Raw genomic sequence first — 18,551 nt, forward strand, 5'->3', positions numbered from 1 at the left:
CGCCCCGCCGAGACGAGGACCCCGCGATCCGCCATGGATCGCGGGGTCCTGTCGCGTCGGGAGCCTCGCGTGTCCGGGGCCGCCGAGCTCCCCGTCAGCGCTCGCTCGCCTGCACCGCGGAGAGGTCGGCGAGGGGCAGGCCCTCGTGGAGCACGGCGCCGAACACCTCGTCCGGGTCCAGGCGGCGCAGCTCCTCGGCCAGGCAGTCCTGGTCGGAGCGGCGGGGCAGCGCGATGCGCTGCACGGGGCGGCCCTGCTGGTAGAGCCGGGCCACCTGGGACTGCGAGCGTGAGAGGACGACGTCGCCCTCGGGGCGGCGCAGCCGCACGGACCGGATCCCGCGCCCGACCTTGGAGTGTGCGATGGTCACGGGGATCCGCAGGCCAAGCGTGAGCCATGAGGCCAGCAGGAGCGTGCTGGGGGAGTCCGGGGCACCGTCCACGCTCACGGAGGCCAGGCTCCGCGCGTCGAGGTTGTCCAGGATCCCGGCCACCTGGATGCGCCACAGCGTCAGGCGGGTCCAGGCCAGGTCCGTGTCCCCGTCGCGGTGGCCGGCGCGCAGGTCCCACAGCGCGGACTCGGCGTGGGCGGAGGCGCCCGAGTCGGTGATGCGCCGGTGGGCGAGGCGGCCCAGCGGCGTGGCGGAGGGCACCGCGGGCGGCAGGCCCGGCCACCACGCCACGATCGGGGCGTCGGGCAGCAGGAGCGCCCCCACGAGGGACTCGTCGGCCTGCGCGTTGTCCCCGGTGCACCACAGGATCACGACGTCGGACGCGCCGGCGTCCCCGCCCACGCGGATCTCCGCGTCGAGGCGGGTCGGCGCAGCGGGGTCGCCGAGCGCGAGCACGATGATCCGGCAGGGATGCTCCAGCGAGGCCGCGTTGGCGGCCTCGAGGGCGGACTCGATGCCGGCGTCGTCGGTGCTGATCACGAGGGTGAGCACGCGGCCGAGGGCCACGACTCCGCCCTTCTCCCGCAGGCGGGTGAGGCGCTTGGCCACGTGGGAGGTGGTGGTGTCCTGCATGCTGATCCTCACGGCCGCCTCCATGCTCGTCCGTCGCGGGCCATGAGGGCGTCCGCCGAGGGCGGACCCCACGTCCCGGGCGCGTAGGGCTCGGGCTGCGCGTCGAGGGAGGCCCAGTGCTCCTCGAACGGGTCCACGATGCGCCAGGACTGCTCCACCTCCGCCTGCCGCGGGAACAGCGGAGGCTCGCCCAGCAGGACGTCCAGGATGAGGCGCTCGTAGGCCTCGGGGGAGTCCTCGGTGAACGCGTGGCCGTAGCCGAAGTCCATGGTCACGTCGCGGACCTCGGACTGGGTGCCGGGCACCTTGGAGCCGAAGCGGATGGTCACGCCCTCGTCCGGCTGCACGCGGATGACGATCACGTTCTGCCCGTACTCGTCCCCGGCGTGCACCGGGAACAGCAGGTGCGGGGGCTTCTTGAACACCACGGCGATCTCCGTGACCCGCCGGCCGAGGCGCTTGCCCGCCCGCAGGTAGAACGGCACGCCCTGCCAGCGGCGCGTGTGGATGCCCACCTTGAGGGCCGCGAAGGTCTCCGTGGTCGAGGCCGGGTTGAACCCCTCCTCGTCGAGGAAGCCCGTGACCTTCTCCCCGCCCTGCCAGCCGCTCGTGTACTGGCCGCGGGCGGAGGCCGCCTCGAGCCCGGCGGGCGTGTCCGGCACCTGCACGGCGGCGAGGACCTTCTCCTTCTCCGCGCGCAGGTGGTCGGCGACGAAGGAGATGGGCTCCTCCATCGCGGTGAAGGCGAGCAGCTGGAGCAGGTGGTTCTGGATGACGTCGCGGGCCGCGCCCACGCCGTCGTAGTAGCCCGCGCGGCCTCCGATGCCGATGTCCTCGGCCATGGTGATCTGCACGTGGTCCACGTGGTCTGCGTTCCACAGCGGCTCGAAGATCCGGTTGGCGAACCGGAAGGCCAGGATGTTCTGGACCGTCTCCTTGCCGAGGTAGTGGTCGATCCGGAACACCGCGTCGGAGGGGAAGACGCGCTCGATCACGGCGTTGAGCTCCTGCGCGCTGGCCAGGTCATGACCGAACGGCTTCTCGATCACCACACGCCGCCACGGGCCGTCGGCCGGCTGAGAGCGGTCCGCGAGGCCCTGGTCCGCGAGGTGGCGGGAGACGGCCTCGAACCAGTCCGGCGGGATCGAGAGGTAGAACACCGCGTTGCCGGCGGTCCCGCGGGTGGTCTCGAGCTCCGCGAGGATGTCCCGCAGGCGTGCGTAGGCCTCGGCGTCGTCGAACGCGCCCGAGACGAACCGCAGCCCCCCGCGGAACTGGTCCCACACCGTCTCGTCGAACGGGGTGCGGGAGGCCGCCTCGACGGAGGCCCGCACGTAGTCCGCGAACTCGTCGTCGGACCAGTCACGGCGTCCGAACCCCACGAGGGAGAACGAGGGCGGCAGGAGGCCGCGATGGGCGAGGTCGTACATGGCGGGCAGCAGCTTCTTTCGCGCGAGGTCACCCGTCACCCCGAACAGCACGAGCGAGGACGGCCCGGCGATGCGGGTCAGGCGGCGGTCGCGCGGGTCGCGCAGGGGGTTGGACGGGCGGCCGGCGCGCACGGGGAGCTCAGCGGCCACGGGCGGCGTCCCGCAGGGCGGCGATCCCGGCGGCGCGCCGGGGCAGGTGCACCGTGATCACGGGGCGCCCGAGCGCGCGCAGCACGTCGGCGTCGCCGGAGGCCTGCGCGGCGATCAGGCGGCCGAGGGAGAACGCGCGGTCCGGGACCTCCACGTCCGTCCCGGCCGCGCCGGTGACCTGCAGGAACACTCCCGTGGCGGGGCCGCCCTTGTGGTACTGGCCGGTGGAGTGCAGGAACCGCGGGCCCCAGCCGAAGGTCACCGGACGCCCGGCGAGCTCGGCGAGCTCCGAGCGGATCCCGGCGAGCTCGGAGTCCGCGTGGCGCGAGAGGTAGGCCTGCACGGCCAGGTAGCCGCCCGGCGGGATGAGCCCGACGACGGCGCCCAGGGCCGAGCGCAGGTCCGCGGACTCCGTGACGGCGGCGGGGCCCGAGACCTCGACGCCCTGGAGCACGGCACCGGACTCCGCGGGGCCGGCCGGTGCGTCGAGCAGCGCGCGGGCGGCGGCCTTGGCGGCCTCCACGTCCGGCTGGTCGAACGGGTTGATCCCCAGCAGGCGGCCGGCCACGGCGGTGGCCACCTCCCAGGTGAGCATCTGGGCGCCGAGGGAGCCCGAGACGCGCAGGCCGTGGGCCGGGGCGTCGTCCTCGGGGACGTCGGCGCCGGCGATCTGGACCTGGAGGAGGTCACCCGCGGCGGAGACGGTCTCCGGGTCGCCGGGGGCCACGACGACGGGCAGCAGGCCCGTCCCGTCCTTGCCCGTGGACTCGGCGAGGAGCTGCTCGGCCCAGTCCCCGAAGCCGGGGAGGCCGGAGCCGAGGTCGGAGATCACCAGCTTGTCGCGCAGCGGGCTCGTGCCGCCGATCGCGGCGCCGAGCCGCAGCCCGGGGTTCTCGACGTCGTCCGCGGTGAGCAGGCCTGCGACGGACTCCGCCTCGTCGAGGAGGGCGGCGACGTCCGCGCCGGCCAGGCCCGCGGGCACGAGGCCGAACGCGGTGAGGGCGGAATAGCGCCCGCCCACGGTCGGGTCGGCCGTGAAGACGGCGCGGTAGTGGGCGGCCTCGGCAGCCTCGTGCAGGGGCGAGCCCGGATCCGTCACCACCACGATCCGCTCGGCGGGGTCGACGCCGGCCTCGCGCAGCGCGCGCTCCACGATGCGCCGCTGGGAGTCGGTCTCGACGGTGGAGCCCGACTTGGAGGAGACCACGAGCACGGTCCGGTCCAGGTCACGGCCGATCACGTCGGCCACCTCGAGGGGGTCGGTGGAGTCCAGCACCTCGAGGGGGACGCCGGCGGCGGCCGCGATGACCTCGGGGGCGAGGGAGGAGCCGCCCATGCCGGCGAGGACCACGCGGGTCAGGCCCGCGCGGCGCAGCTCGGCGGCCAGGGCCTCGACGTCCGCCACCACGGCCCGCGCGTCGGCGAACGGCGAGATCCAGCCCAGGCGGCGCGCGGCCTCGTCCCGGGCCTGCTCGCCCCACAGGGTGGCGTCCTGGGCGCCGAGGCGGGAGGCGACGCGGTCCTCCAGGAGGGCGGGCAGGTGGCGGTCGATCGCCTCGAGGGCGGATCCGGTGGTGGTCAGGCCGAGCGTGCTCATGGTGGTCCTTCCGGGTGCGGTGGAGGTCGGTCGGGCTGTGCTCAGCGGTGGGCGTCGAGGCCGGCGCGCACGGAGTCGAGCAGCTCGGCCCACGCGGACTCGAACTTCTGCAGGCCCTCGGCCTCCAGCTGCTCGACGACCTCGGTGTAGGAGACGCCCGCGGCGCCGATCGCGTCGAGGTCGGCCTCGGCCTGGGCGCCGGCGCGGGTGACGGTGTCACCCGTGACCTCGCCGTGGTCCGCGAAGGCCTCGAGGGTCTTCTCCGGCATGGTGTTCACGGTGCGGGGGGCCACGAGGCCGGCGACGTACAGGGTGTCCGGCAGGGCGGGGTCCTTCACGCCGGTGGACGCCCACAGGGGGCGCTGCACGGGGGCGCCGGCGGCCTCGAGGAGACGCCACCGCTCGGTGTCGAGGGCCTGCGTGAAGGCCCGGTACGCGAGGCGCGCGTTGGCGAGGCCGGCCCTGCCGGTCAGGCCGTCGGCGTCGTCACGGCCGCCCGCGCGCAGGCGCGCGTCCACCTCGGTGTCCACGCGGGAGACGAAGAAGGAGGCCACGGAGTGGATGCGGGAGAGGTCGTGGCCGTTCTCCCGGGCCTGCTCGAGGCCCGACTGCCACGCGTTGAGCACCTCGCGGTAGCGGGGCAGGGAGAAGATGAGCGTCACGTTCACGCTGATGCCCTCGGCGAGCACCGCGGAGATGGCCGGCAGGCCCTCCACCGTGGCGGGGATCTTCACCATGAGGTTCGGGCGGTCCACGACGGCGGCCAGATCGCGGGCCTGCGCGATCGTCCCGTCGGTGTCCCGCGCGAGGCGGGGGTCCACCTCGATGGACACGAAGCCGTCCGCTCCACCCGTCGCCTCGTGCACGGGCGCAAGGACGTCTGCCGCGCGGCGCACGTCCGTCGTCGTCAGCGCCGTGACGGCGTCGTCGACGGTGGCACCGGCCGCGGCGAGCTCGGCCAGCTGCGCCTCGTAGGCGTCCGCGTCCTTCAGGGCAAGGGCGAAGATGGAGGGGTTCGTCGTCACGCCGGTCACGGAGCGGGTCGCGATCAGCTCCTCGAGCGTGCCCGAGTCCAGGCGCGTGCGGGAGAGGTCGTCCAGCCACAGGGACACGCCGGCCTCGGCGAGGGCGGCGGTGCGGGGGTTCTTCTCGGTCATGGGAGGCGCCCTTCGTTCGGTTCAGAGCAGGCCGCGGGCCGTGGCCGCGACGTTCTCGGGGGTGAAGCCGTACTCGGCGAGGAGGAGGGGCCCGTCGGCCGACTCGCCGTAGTGCTCGAGGCTCACGCGGGCCCCGCGGGATCCGGCGGTGACGGTGTGCTCGAACCACGGCTGGGCGATCCCGGCCTCCACGGAGACGCGGACGGGGGCATCCGGGCCGTCGGGGAGGACCTCGGCCCGGTAGGCCTCGTCCTGCTCCGCGAACCACTCGAGGCACGGGGCGGACACCACGCGGGTGGGCACGCCGTCGGCCTGCAGCAGGCCCCGCGCGCCCAGCGCCACCGACACCTCGGAGCCGGTGGCGATCAGCAGGACGCGCGGCGCGGCGGGGGAGCCGTCCGGGCCGGCCGCCTCCGCGAGCACATAGGCCCCGCGGGCGGTGCCGGAGGCCGCGGCGAGCGCGCCCTCCCCACGGTCGAGCACGGGGACGTTCTGCCGGGTGAGCACGAGGCCCGTGGGGCGCGTGCGGCGCTCGAGCACGGTGCGCCACGCCCACGCGGTCTCGTTCGCGTCGGCGGGGCGCACGACGTCGAGGCCCGGGATCGCGCGCAGCGCGGCGAGGTGCTCCACGGGCTGGTGGGTCGGCCCGTCCTCGCCGAGACCGACCGAGTCGTGCGTCCACACGTAGATGCTCGGCACGCCCATGAGGGCCGCGAGGCGGACGGCGGCGCGCTGGTAGTCGGCGAACTGGAGGAACGTGCCGGCGTACGCACGGGTCAGCCCGCCGATCGTGATGCCGTTGACGATCGCGCCCGCCGCGAACTCGCGGATGCCGAAGTGCAGGGTGCGGCCGTACGCGTCGCCCTGCCACGTGCTCGTGGAGCGGCGTGCGGGGACGAAGGAGGGCTCGCCCTTCATGGTGGTGTTGTTCGAGCCGGCGAGGTCGGCGGAGCCGCCCCACAGCTCGGGCATCACGGGGGCGAGGGCGGTCAGGACCTCGCCGGAGGCGGCGCGCGTGGCGATGCCCTTCGCATCGGCGTCCCAGGTGGGGAACGCCTCGGCGAAGCCCTCGGGCAGATCGCCGGCGGTCAGCCGGTCGAAGAGGCGGGCGCGCTCCGGGTTCGCCTCGCGCCACGCGGCGAGGGCCTCCTCCCACTGCGCGCGGTAGGCCTTCGAGCGCTCGCCCACGGCGCGGGCGTGCTCCAGGAGGCCCGGCTCCACCGCGAAGTGCTCCTCGACGTCGAAGCCGAGGTGCGCCTTGAGCTCACGGACCTCGTCCTCGCCGAGCTTCGCGCCGTGGATGCCGCCGGTGTTCTGCTTCGTGGGGGAGGGCCAGCCGATCACGGTGCGCAGCCTGATCAGGGAGGGGCGCCCGGTCTCGGCCTTCGCCGCGGCGAGGGCCTCGTAGAGCCGCTCGACGTCCTCCGTGTACTCGGAGACGTCGTGCCCCTGGGCGCCGTTGGTCCAGTCGACCTCCTGCACGTGCCAGCCGTAGGCCTCGTAGCGGGCGGCGACGTCCTCAGTGAAGGCGATGTCGGTGTCGTCCTCGATGGAGATGCGGTTCGCGTCGTAGACGACCACGAGGTTCCCGAGCTCCTGATGACCGGCGAGCGAGCACGCCTCGGCGGTCACGCCCTCCTGGACGTCGCCGTCCGAGGCGATCACGAAGACGTGGTGGTCGAAGGGCGAGGTCCCAGGGGCGGCGTCGGGGTCCAGCAGGCCGCGCACCCGCCGCTGGTCGTACGCGAAGCCGACCGCGGAGGCCAGGCCCTGGCCGAGCGGGCCCGTCGTCATCTCCACGCCGGGCGTGTGGCGGTACTCCGGGTGGCCGGGGGTCAGGGATCCGCGGGTGCGCAGGGCCTCGAGGTCCTCGACCTCGAGGCCGTACCCGGCGGCGAAGAGCTGCAGGTAGAGGACGAGGGAGGCGTGGCCCGCCGAGAGGATGAACCGGTCTCGGCCGGCCCAGCGGTCGTCGGCCGGGTCCAGGTGCATGACGTTCTGGAAGAGCTGCCACGCCACCGGCGCGAGCGAGATCGCGGTGCCGGGGTGGCCGTGGCCCGCACGCTCCACCGCGTCCACGGCGAGGACCTTGAGCGTGTCCACCATGCGGCGGTCGGCGTCGTCGTACACGAACTCCCGCGCGGGCGGCACGCGGTCCAGGGCGGGGATGGGCCCGGCGGCGGGGGACGGGGCGTCGGTCACGGGACTGCTCCTGGCATGTGGGGGACATCGGGGCGCGCCGTCGGGGTCGCTCCCGAAGGGCGGCGTCCCCGCCAGCCTAGCCCGCGGACCCCCGGCCGGTCCCGGAGTGACGCCCGCCTCCCCGGGCGCGCCGCGGGGCCCGCGGGTAGGATGGAGCAGGGCCCCGTGCAGGGCGTGGAGGTTTCCCCGCGCCCCGCCCCCGGCCTGACCCCGTCCCCTCACCGTGAGAAGCAGATGTCATCCTCCGTGGAGTCGCACTCCCCAGCACCCGCCGCCGACGTCCGGTCGGCCACCGCGCCCGAGCGGCCGCCGGTCCCCCTGGGCCGGAAGCTGCGCGCCTACCTGGAGCTCACCAAGCCCCAGGTGATCGAGCTCCTGCTGGTGACCACGCTCCCCACCATGATCTTCGCCCAGCGCGGATTCCCGGACCTCACCACCATGATCGCCACCCTCGTGGGCGGTGCCATGGCGGCCGGCGCCTCCGGCGCGTTCAACTGCTACATCGACCGGGACATCGACCGGATCATGAAGCGCACCGAGCGCCGGCCCCTCGTCACGGGCGAGCTCACCCCGCGGGAGGCCCTGGTGTTCTCGTGGACCCTCGCTGTCCTCTCCGTGCTGGTCCTCGGCTTCGGCGCCAACTGGCTGGCGGCGGGCCTGGGCGTGGCCGCCATCTTCTTCTACGTGGTGGTCTACACGCTGATCCTCAAGCGCCGCACGGAGCAGAACATCGTGTGGGGCGGGATCGCCGGCTGCTTCCCCGTGCTGATCGGCTGGGCCGCGGTCCGCGGCACGGTCGAGTGGCCCGCCCTCGTGCTCTTCACCGTGATCTTCCTGTGGACCCCGCCGCACTACTGGCCCCTGTCCATGAAGTACAAGCGGGACTACCAGGAGGCGGACGTCCCCATGCTCGGGGCCGTCGCCTCGGCGCGTCTCGTGTCCAACCAGGTGGTGCTCTACGCGTGGGCCACCGTGGTGTGCTCGCTGCTGCTGGTGCCCATGGGCTGGGCCGGCATCGTGTACACGGCCGTGGCGCTCGGCGTCGGCGGCTGGTTCGTGTGGGAGGCCCACGTCCTCCAGCGCCGCGCGCAGCGCGAGGACTTCGACGACCGCAAGGCCATGAAGGTCTTCCACCTCTCCATCACGTACCTGACGCTGCTGTTCGTGGCTCTGGCCATCGACCCGTTCGTGGGCGTGCCGCTCATGCGCTTCGGCGCCTGAACCGGCCCTCGGCCCCGTCACGACGACGGCCCCGCATCCTCCGGCCGGAGGATGCGGGGCCGTTCTGCGTCTCCGGCGCGGGTTTTCAGTGCCCCGGCGTGACGTGTCCGCTGGTCTGGCGCTGCCACGCCAGGGTGCCGGCGACGACGGCGACCGTGGCGCCGGCCAGGTGGGCCGCCACGACCCCGATGGGCAGCCCCGCGACGTGCTGCCAGTAGCCGAGGATCCCCTGGAGGACGACGGCCGCCAGCAGGAACCACGCCGAGGACCGCTGGCCCGCGCCGGAGCCGAGCGTGCGGTGGATGAGCACCAGCAGCACCACCGTCGCGATGACCGTGAGGTAGACCGGCACGACGTGCAGGCGGGTGATCATGACGGCGTCGAAGCCGTGCCGGGCCGCCGCCGGGTCGCCGGAGTGCGGACCGGTGCCGGTCACGAGGGTGCCCAGGACGAGGGCGGCCCAGAGGGCGGCGTACGCGACCCGGGCGGCCAGGCGCGTGCCGGGGGTGGTGACGCCGTCCACGAGGGGTGCGCCCGCGCCGTGGCGGTGCGCCTCCCGCACCCGCAGCCACAGCATGGCCGCGAGGGCGATGAGCACCCCGGAGATGACGAAGTGGACGCCCACGATCCGGGGGTCCAGGTGCATCCACACGGTGATGCCCCCGATGACGGCCTGGAGCGCGATGCCCGCCAGGAGCAGGCACGCGAGCAGGAACGACGTGCGGTGCGTGCGGCGGAGGGGCCAGAGCTGCACGATCATGAGCAGGGCGATGACCCCCAGGACGCCCGTGAGGGTCCGGTTGCCGAACTCGATGACGCCGTGGATGCCCATCTCCGGCGTGGTGGTGAGGGATTCGGGCGTGCACGTCGGCCACGTGGGGCAGCCCAGTCCGGAGCCGGTGAGCCGGACGGCCCCGCCCGTCACCACGATGACCATCTGGGAGATGAGGGAGGCGAGGGCGAGGGCCACGGTGGTGGCGGTGATGCGGGAGGGGTTCGCCGCGCCGGCGGCGCGGTGGGAGGAGGATGAAGCGGTCACGAGAACCGGTCCTTTGCGGGGTCGAGGGTGGGTCGGGGGAGCAGGGAGGGCGGTGCCGGGCCGTCAGGGGCGCCAGCGGAACCAGCGCAGGGCGGCCAGCACGGCCGCCGCGGTCCACGCCACGAGGACGACGAGGGGCAGCGGCTCCCACGCGCCGTCGAGCAGGGCGCCGCGCAGGGCCGCGCCGAGGGCGCCCGAGGGCAGGAGCTCGAGCCAGCCCCACCGCGCGGGGAACACGGTGCCGCCGACCGCGCCGAACAGCACCCACAGCAGGTTGGCGGCGGCGAGGGTCGCCTCGGGGCGCGCCGTGCCCGCCAGGAGCAGGCCGAGGGCGGTGAACGCCGCCGCGCCCAGCACGAGGGCGACGGCGGCGGGCAGGATCCCCGCCGGGTCCGGCCGCCAGCCCAGCGCGAGGCCGACGCCGCCGATCACCGCGGTCTGGACCACGAGCAGGACGGCGACGGACGCGGCCTTGCCGGCGACCAGCCCGAGCGTGCCGAGCGGCGTCGTGGCGAGCGCGGCGAGCACGTCGTAGCGGCGCTCGAAGCCCGTGGAGATCGCGGTCGCCGTGAAGGCCGAGCTGATGACGGCCAGCGCGAGGACGCCGGGGACGGCCACGTCCAGGCCGGAGCGGGAGGGCGCGTCCAGCAGACCGGTGGCGTGCACGCCGATCAGCGCGAGCAGCGGCAGGATCAGGGTGACCATCAGCTGCTCGCCGTTGCGCAGGGCCGTGCCGGTCTCGTAGGCGGCCTGGCGCGCCACGCGGGAGCCCAGGGGGGCGGCTCCGGCGTGGGGGGCGGCGGTGGGGGTGCTCATGCGGCGCTCTCCTGGAGGATGTGCTCGAGGCGCAGGCTCGCCCGGTCCCAGCGCGTGGGCAGCAGGCCGTGGGCCCGCCACGTGCCGGCGAGGGCCTCGAGGTCGGCGGGGGTGCGCACGCCCGTGACCCGGACGCTGGGGGAGTCGGGCAGCGGGCGGGCGGTGAAGGGGGCGCGCAGGGCCGCGGACCACGCGCGCACGTCGGCGGGCCGCGCCTGCGCGAACTCCACGTCCACGACGTCGCCGGCCTCCACGCGGGTCAGCTCGGCGAGGGAGCCGGCGCGCACCACGCGTCCGGCCCGGAGGATCGCCACGTCGTCGGCGAGGCGCTCGGCGTCGTCGAGCAGGTGGGTGGTCAGCAGCACCGCGGCGCCGCGCGCGGTCTGCTCGCGGATGACCTCGTGGACGACGGGGCGCGTCTCCGGGTCCAGCCCGGCCGTCGGCTCGTCCAGGAAGAGCATGTCCGGGCGGCCGACGAGGGCCGCGGCGAGCGCGACGCGCTGGCGCTGGCCGCCGGAGAGGCGGCGCAGGGAGCGGCCGGCGACCTTCGCGATCAGCAGGCGCTCGAGCAGCTCCTCCGGGTCCTCGGGGCAGCGGTAGAGCGAGGCCACGTGCGTGACGAACCGGCGCGCCGTCACCGAGGGCGGCAGCCCGCCCTCCTGCCACATGACGCCGATGCGGGCGCGCAGGTCCGCGGATGCGCGCCAGGGGTCGCGCCCGAAGACGCGGACCGTGCCGGCGTCCGGACGGTCCGTGCCGTGGCACAGGCCCAGCGTCGTGGACTTGCCCGCGCCGTTGGGGCCGAGCAGGACGGTCACGGCCCCGGCGCGGGCGGTGAGGTCCACCCCGCGCAGCACGGGCGTGCGGGCGCGCCCGCGGCCCAGGCTCCGGTGGGCGTCCCGCAGGCTCAGCGCCGGCACGGGTGCGTCGGTGTGGGCGTCGTCGGGGGAGGTGGGGGGCACCGGTCCAGTCTAGTCGGGCGGGCCGGCGGTGCCCGGTGCCGCGGGCGGGGCGTCCCGGGTGACGCGGGACACCGGTGCCGAGAGCGGACGAAGGGCCCCCTCACTTGAACGGTTCCAGATCATTACGTCATCATGGACTGGTGTATTCCGAACTGCCCGTCCCCGCGCATGACGCCGCGCCCGCCCCGGCACCCGCCGAGGGCACGCGCGAGCGCGTCCTGCAGCTGGTCCTCACTCGCGGGCCGGTGAGCGCGGCCGAGATCGGCCGGGAGCTGGAGCTCACCGCTGCGGCCGTGCGCCGCCACCTCGACGCCCTCGAGGAGGAGTCCCTCGTGGCCGTGAAGCTCGTCAGCGCCGCCCGCGGAGCGGGCCGCCCCTCCCGCCGGTACGTGGTGACGCAGCACGCCCAGCGCCGTCTCGGCGACGACCACCTCTCGGTCGCCGTCGACGCGATCGACCGCCTCGCGGAGCTCGGCGGCGAGGGCGAGGTCCGGCGCCTCGCGCGCGGGGCCTTCCGCGACGTCGAGCGGAGGTTCGACGCCGCCGTCGCCGGCGCGGACCTGCCGCTGGAGGAGCGGACCGCCGTGCTCGCCAGGGTGCTCGACGCCGCCGGATTCGCCGGCACGCTGCGCCACCTGGGCGAGGGGCTGGCCCCCACCCTGCGGGCCGACCAGGTGTGCCAGGGCCACTGCCCCCTGCAGGGCCTGCCGGCCCGCTACCCGGAGTTCTGCGAGGAGGAGGCCGCCCTGTTCGCGCGCCTGCTCGGCGTCGACGTGCGCCGGCTCTCCACCCTCGCCACCGGCGGGCACGTGTGCACCACACACGTGCCCCTGGGCCGCACGTGAGGCCGCCCGCCGGCCCCGAGAAGACCACCCGACCGTCCGACCACCCCAACACCGCAACGAGAGAGGCTGAGATGACAGACCAGATCGTCCAGCGGGAGACCACGGAGACCGCCGATCCCGGCGTGATCGCCGAGATCCTCGAGAAGAACCCCGAGTTGAACGCCATCGGCGCCTACCAGTACGGCTGGGCCGACTCCGACGCGGCCGGCGAGAAGGCCGTGCGCGGCCTGAACGAGGACGTCGTGCGCGACATCTCCGCCAAGAAGTCCGAGCCGCAGTGGATGCTCGACCTGCGCCTCAAGGGCCTGAAGTACTTCGAGCGCAAGCCGATGCCCGCGTGGGGCCCGGACCTCACCGGCATCGACTTCGACAACATCAAGTACTTCGTGCGCTCCACCGAGGGCCAGGCGAAGTCCTGGGAGGACCTGCCCGAGGACATCCGCAACACGTACGAGCGCCTCGGCATCCCCGAGGCGGAGCGCGACCGCCTCGTGGCGGGCGTCGCCGCCCAGTACGAGTCCGAGGTCGTCTACCACCAGATCCGCGAGGACCTCGAGGCCCAGGGCGTGCTGTTCCTCGACACCGACACGGCCCTCAAGGAGCACCCGGAGGTGTTCGAGGAGTACTTCGGCACCGTGATCCCGGTGGGCGACAACAAGTTCGCCTCCCTGAACACGTCCGTGTGGTCCGGCGGCTCCTTCGTGTACGTGCCCAAGGGCGTGCACGTGGACATCCCGCTGCAGGCCTACTTCCGCATCAACACGGAGAACATGGGCCAGTTCGAGCGCACGCTGATCATCGCGGACGAGGACTCCTACGTGCACTACATCGAGGGCTGCACCGCCCCGATGTACAAGTCGGACTCCCTGCACTCCGCCGTGGTGGAGATCGTGGTGAAGAAGAACGCCCGCGTGCGCTACACCACCATCCAGAACTGGTCCACCAACGTGTACAACCTGGTGACCAAGCGTGCCGTGGTCGAGGCCGGCGGCACGATGGAGTGGGTCGACGGCAACATCGGCTCGAAGGTCACCATGAAGTACCCCGCGGTGTACCTCACGGGTGAGCACGCCACCGGCGAGACGCTCTCCGTGGCCTTCGCCGGCGCCGACCAGCACCAGGACACGGGCTCGAAGATGGTGCACATGGCCCCCAACACCTCCAGCTCGATCGTCTCGAAGTCGATCGCCCGCAACGGCGGCCGGGCCGCCTACCGCGGGCTCGTGCAGGTGGACGAGGGCGCCAAGGGCGCCGCGAACTCGGTGGTGTGCGACGCGCTGCTCGTGGACACGGTCTCCCGCTCGGACACCTACCCGTACATCGACATCCGCGAGGACGACGTGACCCTCGGCCACGAGGCCACGGTGTCCCGCGTCTCGGAGGAGCAGCTCTTCTACCTCCAGAGCCGCGGCCTCTCCGAGAGCGAGGCCATGGCGATGATCGTGCGCGGCTTCATCGAGCCGATCGCGCGCGAGCTGCCGATGGAGTACGCCCTCGAGCTGAACAAGCTGATCGAACTGCAGATGGAAGGGTCGGTGGGCTGAGTGGCCGAGACCATGGATGTGACCGAGCGCAATCTCATTCCGGGCATGGGGGAGGAGGGCGAGAAGCTCGCCGTCACCCAGGAGGCCCCGAAGCCCGCGGCGCAGCCGCGCCGCACCGGCGGCTCCCGCGCGGACCGCGTGAGCTCGTACGAGCTCGCCGACTTCCCGGTGCTCACCGGGCGCGAGGAGGACTGGCGGTTCACCCCGCTCAAGCGCCTGGGCGGGCTGCACCTGCCCGGCGGCGACGACGCGCGGCTCACCGGCGCGGCACCGACCGTGACCGTGTCCGAGCACGAGGGCGTCTCCGTGGAGACCGTCTCGCGCGAGGACGCGCGCGTCGGCTCCGTGCTGACGCCGGACGACCGCGTCTCCGCCGCGGCGTGGGCCTCGACCTCCGAGGCCGTCGTCGTGACGGTCGCGGCGGGAGCCGAGGTCGCCGAGCCGATCCGGATCGAGGTGACCGGCGCAGGCCCCCAGGCTGCCGCCGCGCACCTGACGGTCATCGTCGAGGAGAACGCCCAGGCCGACGTCGTGATCCGCCACCGCGGCTCCGCCGTGCTGGCCCAGAACGTCGAGTTCGACGTCCGGCGGGACGCCCGCCTGAACGCAGTCTCCCTGCAGGCGTGGGACGAGGGCGCCGTGCACGTGTCGGCGCAGCAGGCCTCCGTGGCCACGGGCGCGCACCTCACGCACGTGACCGTCTCCCACGGCGGCTCGCTGGTGCGCCTCACCCCGACCGCGCGCTTCTCCGCCGAGCGCGGCGAGGCCCGCCTCTACGGCCTCTACTTCGCCGACGCCGGCCAGCACCTCGAGAGCCGCCTGTTCGTGGACCACAACCAGCCGAACTGTGTCTCGGACGTGCTCTACAAGGGCGCGCTGCAGGGCGCCGACGCGCGCACCGTGTGGGTGGGCGACGTGCTGATCCGCAAGGAGGCCGAGGGCACGGACACGTACGAGAAGAACCAGAACCTGCTGCTCACCGACGGCGCCCGCGCCGACTCGGTGCCGAACCTCGAGATCGAGACCGGCGTCATCGAGGGGGCGGGCCATGCGTCCGCCACCGGACGGTTCGACGAGACCCAGCTGTTCTACCTCATGGCCCGCGGCATCCCGGAGTCGGAGGCGCGCCGCCTGATCGTGCGCGGCTTCCTCAACGAGATCATCCAGAAGATCGGCATCGCCGACGTCGAGGACGAGCTCACCACCGTCATGGAGGACGAGCTGCGCATCGCCGCGCTCTGAGCCCACCTCCCGCTCACCCCACCTTTTTCTTCCAAGGAGAACCGCACATGGCAACTCTGCAGATCACCGACCTGCACGTGCAGATCGAGACCGACAACGGCCCGAAGGAGATCCTCAAGGGCCTGAACCTCACCCTGAACACGGGCGAGACGCACGCCATCATGGGCCCCAACGGCTCCGGCAAGTCCACCCTGGCCTCCACCATCGCCGGCCACCCCCGCTACGAGGTGACCTCCGGGTCCATCACCCTGGACGGCGAGGACGTCCTGGAGATGGGCGTGGACGAGCGCGCGCAGGCGGGTCTCTTCCTGGCCATGCAGTACCCCGTGGAGATCCCGGGCGTGACCATGACCAACTTCCTGCGCACCGCCAAGACCGCGCTGGACGGGGAGGCGCCCTCGCTGCGCACGTGGACCAAGGACGTCAAGGGCGCCTTCGAGGCCCTCCAGATGGACCCGGCGTTCATGAACCGCAACGTCAACGAGGGCTTCTCGGGCGGCGAGAAGAAGCGCGCCGAGATCATGCAGCTCGAGCTCTTCAAGCCGAAGTTCGCGATCCTCGACGAGACCGACTCCGGCCTCGACGTGGACGCCCTGCGCATCGTCTCGGAGGGCGTGAACCGCGCCGCCGAGGCGAACGAGATGGGCACGCTGCTCATCACCCACTACACGCGCATCCTGAACTACATCAAGCCCCAGCACGTGCACGTGATGGTGGCCGGCCGCATCGCCGAGTCGGGCGGCCCCGAGCTCGCCGCGCAGCTCGAGGCCGAGGGCTACGCCCGCTTCGAGCAGGCCGCAGAGGTCTCGGCATGACCGAGGCCGCCGCGCAGACGCCCACGGAGGACGTCCGTGAGGCCCTCAAGGACGTCATCGACCCCGAGCTCGGGGTGAACGTGGTGGACCTGGGCCTGCTCTACGGCCTGCACTACGCCGAGGACGGCGCGCTGCTCGTGGACATGACCCTGACCACCGCCGCGTGCCCCCTCACCGAGGAGATCGAGGACCAGGTCTCGCGCGCCATCGGCACCATGGTGGACGAGTGGCGCCTGAACTGGGTCTGGATGCCGCCGTGGGGTCCCGAGCGGATCACCGAGGACGGCAAGGACCAGATGCGGGCCCTCGGCTTCAACATCTGACCCAGCCCCGGTCCCGGAACGACGTCGGGCCCCCACCTCCGCGCGGAGGTGGGGGCCCGACGTCGTTCCGGGGAGACCGCGGGAAGCGCCCTCAGATGTCCAGCGTGCTCGCGGTGAACGTGTTGCACTGCTGGATGTCCGGCTCGGCCTGGCGGCCGTTCTGGTAGCCGCGCATGAACCAGCCCATGCGCTGCTCCGAGGTGCCGTGCGTGAAGCTGTGCGGGTCGACGCGGCCGCGGGCCTGCTCCTGGATGTGATCGTCGCCCACGGAGGCCGCTGCGTCGATCGCCTGGCGCAGCTGCGCGTCCGAGATGGGCTGCAGGAACGGCTCCCCGGACTCCGGGTCCGTGGTCACCGTGCCGTGGCCGGCCCACATGCCGGCGAAGCAGTCGGCCTGGAGCTCGGCCTTCACCGAGCCCGAGGTGGCGCCCGTCGTGCCGTCCCGCGAGTACTCCAGGTAGCCGACCACGTTCTGCACGTGGTGGCCGTACTCGTGCGCGACGATGTACTCCTCGGCCAGGGGGCCGCCCTCGGCGCCGAAGTCGCGCTGGAGGGTGCCGAAGAAGGACGTGTCGAAGTACATCGACTCGTCGGAGGGGCAGTAGAACGGGCCGGTGTCCGAGGACGCGGCGCCGCAGCCGGTGTTCACCTGGCCGGAGAACAGGGTGAGTTTCGGCTCGCGCCAGTCGATGTTGGAGTACCGGCCGAGGTACCCGCCCCAGAACTGGTCGGCGGCCTCGGTGGTGGCGATCACGCGGCAGTCCACGTTGCGGTTCGCGTCGTCGCCGGTGCTGCACTCCGACGGGGAGACCGGCTGGTCCGTGCCCCCCGTGGTCTGCTGCTGGTACTGGCCCTGGCCGGAGGTGGCCGAGCCGGTGTCGATGCCGAGCTGGTCGGCCAGCCCGGGCGCGAAGATGGCCAGGAGCAGCGCCAGCAGGCCGCCGCCGCCGCCGATCGCGGCGCCCCGGCCGAGGCCCCCGCCGCCGCCGGAGGCGCGGCCCGCGTCGAGCTGCACGTTGGAGTTGAAGGTCATGAGGCCTGAGTCTAGATGTGATGTCCAGGGACGTTGTTGCGTGAACAGCTGACAGGCGAAGGCCTCCTGTTGCGAGAGTGGAGTTGTCGAGAAACCGCTCACGCGAACAGAAGGCCTTCATGTCCCACGCTAACGCCGCCCTGACCCCTCGCGCCCGCCTACGCCTGGCCAAGCTCATCGTCGAGGAGCACTGGCCGGTCGCCACCGCGGCCAAGATGTTCATGGTCTCCCCACCCACCGCACGCAAATGGGCCACACGCTTCCGGGCCGAGGGACCTGCAGGGATGGCAGACCGGTCCAGCCGGCCGTCCACGATGCCGACCAGAACACCGCCGGCGGTGGTGAAACAGATCGTGGCCGCCCGATGGCGCCGACGCCTGGGGCCGGCACAGATCGCCGGAGAACTCAGGATGCCGGCCTCCACCGTCCATGCCGTGCTCGTGCGCTGCCGGATCAACCGCCTCGCCCGTCTGGACCGGGTCACCGGCGAGCCGATCCGCCGCTACGAGCACCCCCACCCCGGGTCGCTGATCCACGTCGACGTCACCAAGTTCGGGCGCATCCCCGACGGGGGCGGACACCGATTCGTCGGGCGCCAGCAGGGCCTGAAGCACCGCGCGGCGACCTCGGACCGCGAAGGAACCCGTGATGCCCGATACCAGCCCCGGCTCGGGGTGGGCTTTCTGCACACCGTGATCGATGATCACTCCCGCTTCGCCTATGTCGAGATGCACTCCGATGAACGCAGCCAGACGGCCATCGCGGTGTTGCGCCGCGCGGTCGCCCACTTCGCGCGCCTGGGCGTGGAGGTGGAGCGGGTGCTCTCGGACAACGGCTCGGCCTACCGCTCGCATGCCTGGCGTGATGCCTGTGCCGAGCTCGGGATCAAGCCCAAGCGGACTCGGCCCTACCGGCCGCAGACGAACGGGAAGATTGAGCGGTTCCATCGCACGCTCGCTGACGGGTGGGCCTACGCCCGGTTCTACAGCTCAGAGACGGAGCGCAGGGCCGCGTTGCCTGGATGGCTGCACTTCTACAATCATCATCGCGTCCACTCCGCGATCGGTGCCGTGCCTGCCACCAGGCTCAACAACCTCCCTGGACATCACATCTAGACGGACTAGACTGGGGCGGCGCGGCCCCGGGCCCCT

Annotated in this window: 16 protein-coding genes; 7 read left to right on the plus strand and 9 right to left on the minus strand. The window is 73.2% G+C overall.

What is annotated here, in order from left to right; genetic code table 11:
• Nucleotides 1-94 precede the first annotated feature (94 nt).
• From AAG742_RS05935 to tkt, 5 genes are read right to left on the minus strand one after another with little or no spacing between them, the layout of a single operon-like run.
• Nucleotides 95-1,036: a glucose-6-phosphate dehydrogenase assembly protein OpcA gene (locus AAG742_RS05935; protein WP_298710257.1), complete on the minus strand. Its 942-nt coding sequence runs from the start codon at nt 1,034-1,036 to the stop codon at nt 95-97.
• Complete coding sequence (gene zwf, locus AAG742_RS05940) at nt 1,033-2,604, minus strand: glucose-6-phosphate dehydrogenase (RefSeq protein ID WP_298710255.1); 1,572 nt, start codon at nt 2,602-2,604, stop codon at nt 1,033-1,035. The genes AAG742_RS05935 and zwf overlap by 4 nt, the downstream gene beginning before the upstream one ends.
• Nucleotides 2,594-4,201 (minus strand): glucose-6-phosphate isomerase, encoded by a 1,608-nt coding sequence (locus tag AAG742_RS05945; RefSeq protein WP_298710253.1) that lies wholly within the window; start codon nt 4,199-4,201, stop codon nt 2,594-2,596. Before AAG742_RS05945 ends, zwf begins: the two co-directional genes overlap by 11 nt.
• A gap of 41 nt (nt 4,202-4,242) precedes the next feature.
• Complete coding sequence (tal, locus tag AAG742_RS05950; RefSeq protein WP_298710251.1) at nt 4,243-5,358, minus strand: transaldolase; 1,116 nt, start codon at nt 5,356-5,358, stop codon at nt 4,243-4,245.
• Between the two features lie 21 nt (nt 5,359-5,379).
• Nucleotides 5,380-7,560 carry a transketolase gene (tkt, locus tag AAG742_RS05955; RefSeq protein WP_298710249.1) on the minus strand — a complete coding sequence of 727 codons (2,181 nt, stop codon included), beginning with the start codon at nt 7,558-7,560 and terminating at the stop codon, nt 5,380-5,382.
• Between the two features lie 234 nt (nt 7,561-7,794).
• Here tkt and AAG742_RS05960 point away from each other — a divergent pair, with 234 nt between their 5' ends.
• On the plus strand, nt 7,795-8,781 hold the full coding sequence (locus AAG742_RS05960) for a heme o synthase (protein WP_298710247.1): 987 nt from the start codon (nt 7,795-7,797) through the stop codon (nt 8,779-8,781).
• Nucleotides 8,782-8,866: 85 nt separating this feature from the next.
• On the opposite strand, the gene AAG742_RS05965 is transcribed toward AAG742_RS05960, so the two are convergent.
• The 3 genes from AAG742_RS05965 to AAG742_RS05975 form a co-directional block, all read right to left on the minus strand.
• The gene (locus AAG742_RS05965) at nt 8,867-9,820 is read right to left on the minus strand and encodes a COX15/CtaA family protein (protein ID WP_298710246.1); all 954 of its coding nucleotides are present in this window, start codon (nt 9,818-9,820) and stop codon (nt 8,867-8,869) included.
• A 63-nt stretch (nt 9,821-9,883) separates the two neighbouring features.
• Complete coding sequence (locus AAG742_RS05970) at nt 9,884-10,636, minus strand: ABC transporter permease (RefSeq protein ID WP_298710242.1); 753 nt, start codon at nt 10,634-10,636, stop codon at nt 9,884-9,886.
• Nucleotides 10,633-11,598 (minus strand): ABC transporter ATP-binding protein, encoded by a 966-nt coding sequence (locus AAG742_RS05975; protein WP_248117029.1) that lies wholly within the window; start codon nt 11,596-11,598, stop codon nt 10,633-10,635. The genes AAG742_RS05970 and AAG742_RS05975 overlap by 4 nt, the downstream gene beginning before the upstream one ends.
• Before the next feature lie 140 nt (nt 11,599-11,738).
• On the opposite strand from AAG742_RS05975, the gene AAG742_RS05980 reads away from it, so the two are divergent.
• The 5 genes from AAG742_RS05980 to AAG742_RS06000 all read left to right on the plus strand — a co-directional run bounded on the left by AAG742_RS05980 (nt 11,739) and on the right by AAG742_RS06000 (nt 16,367).
• Nucleotides 11,739-12,443 (plus strand): helix-turn-helix domain-containing protein, encoded by a 705-nt coding sequence (locus AAG742_RS05980; protein ID WP_298710234.1) that lies wholly within the window; start codon nt 11,739-11,741, stop codon nt 12,441-12,443.
• Between the two features lie 71 nt (nt 12,444-12,514).
• Nucleotides 12,515-13,987: a Fe-S cluster assembly protein SufB gene (gene sufB, locus AAG742_RS05985; protein ID WP_248117034.1), complete on the plus strand. Its 1,473-nt coding sequence runs from the start codon at nt 12,515-12,517 to the stop codon at nt 13,985-13,987.
• The gene (gene sufD, locus AAG742_RS05990; RefSeq protein ID WP_298710231.1) at nt 13,988-15,229 is read left to right on the plus strand and encodes a Fe-S cluster assembly protein SufD; all 1,242 of its coding nucleotides are present in this window, start codon (nt 13,988-13,990) and stop codon (nt 15,227-15,229) included.
• A gap of 47 nt (nt 15,230-15,276) precedes the next feature.
• Nucleotides 15,277-16,044, plus strand: a complete 768-nt coding sequence (sufC, locus tag AAG742_RS05995) for a Fe-S cluster assembly ATPase SufC (protein WP_248117039.1) — start codon at nt 15,277-15,279, stop codon at nt 16,042-16,044.
• Nucleotides 16,041-16,367, plus strand: a complete 327-nt coding sequence (locus tag AAG742_RS06000; protein WP_248117041.1) for a metal-sulfur cluster assembly factor — start codon at nt 16,041-16,043, stop codon at nt 16,365-16,367. Before sufC ends, AAG742_RS06000 begins: the two co-directional genes overlap by 4 nt.
• Nucleotides 16,368-16,458: 91 nt before the next feature.
• Here the strand turns inward: AAG742_RS06000 and AAG742_RS06005 are convergent, their stop codons facing one another.
• A complete protein-coding gene (locus AAG742_RS06005) occupies nt 16,459-17,400 on the minus strand; it encodes a neutral zinc metallopeptidase (protein WP_248117043.1) in 942 nt (313 codons plus the stop codon).
• A gap of 119 nt (nt 17,401-17,519) precedes the next feature.
• On the opposite strand from AAG742_RS06005, the gene AAG742_RS06010 reads away from it, so the two are divergent.
• Complete coding sequence (locus AAG742_RS06010) at nt 17,520-18,515, plus strand: IS481 family transposase (RefSeq protein WP_343282413.1); 996 nt, start codon at nt 17,520-17,522, stop codon at nt 18,513-18,515.
• Nucleotides 18,516-18,551: the final 36 nt, after the last annotated feature.

This window comes from Micrococcus sp. 2A (genome assembly GCF_039519235.1).
Classification (GTDB): Bacteria; Actinomycetota; Actinomycetes; order Actinomycetales; family Micrococcaceae; genus Micrococcus.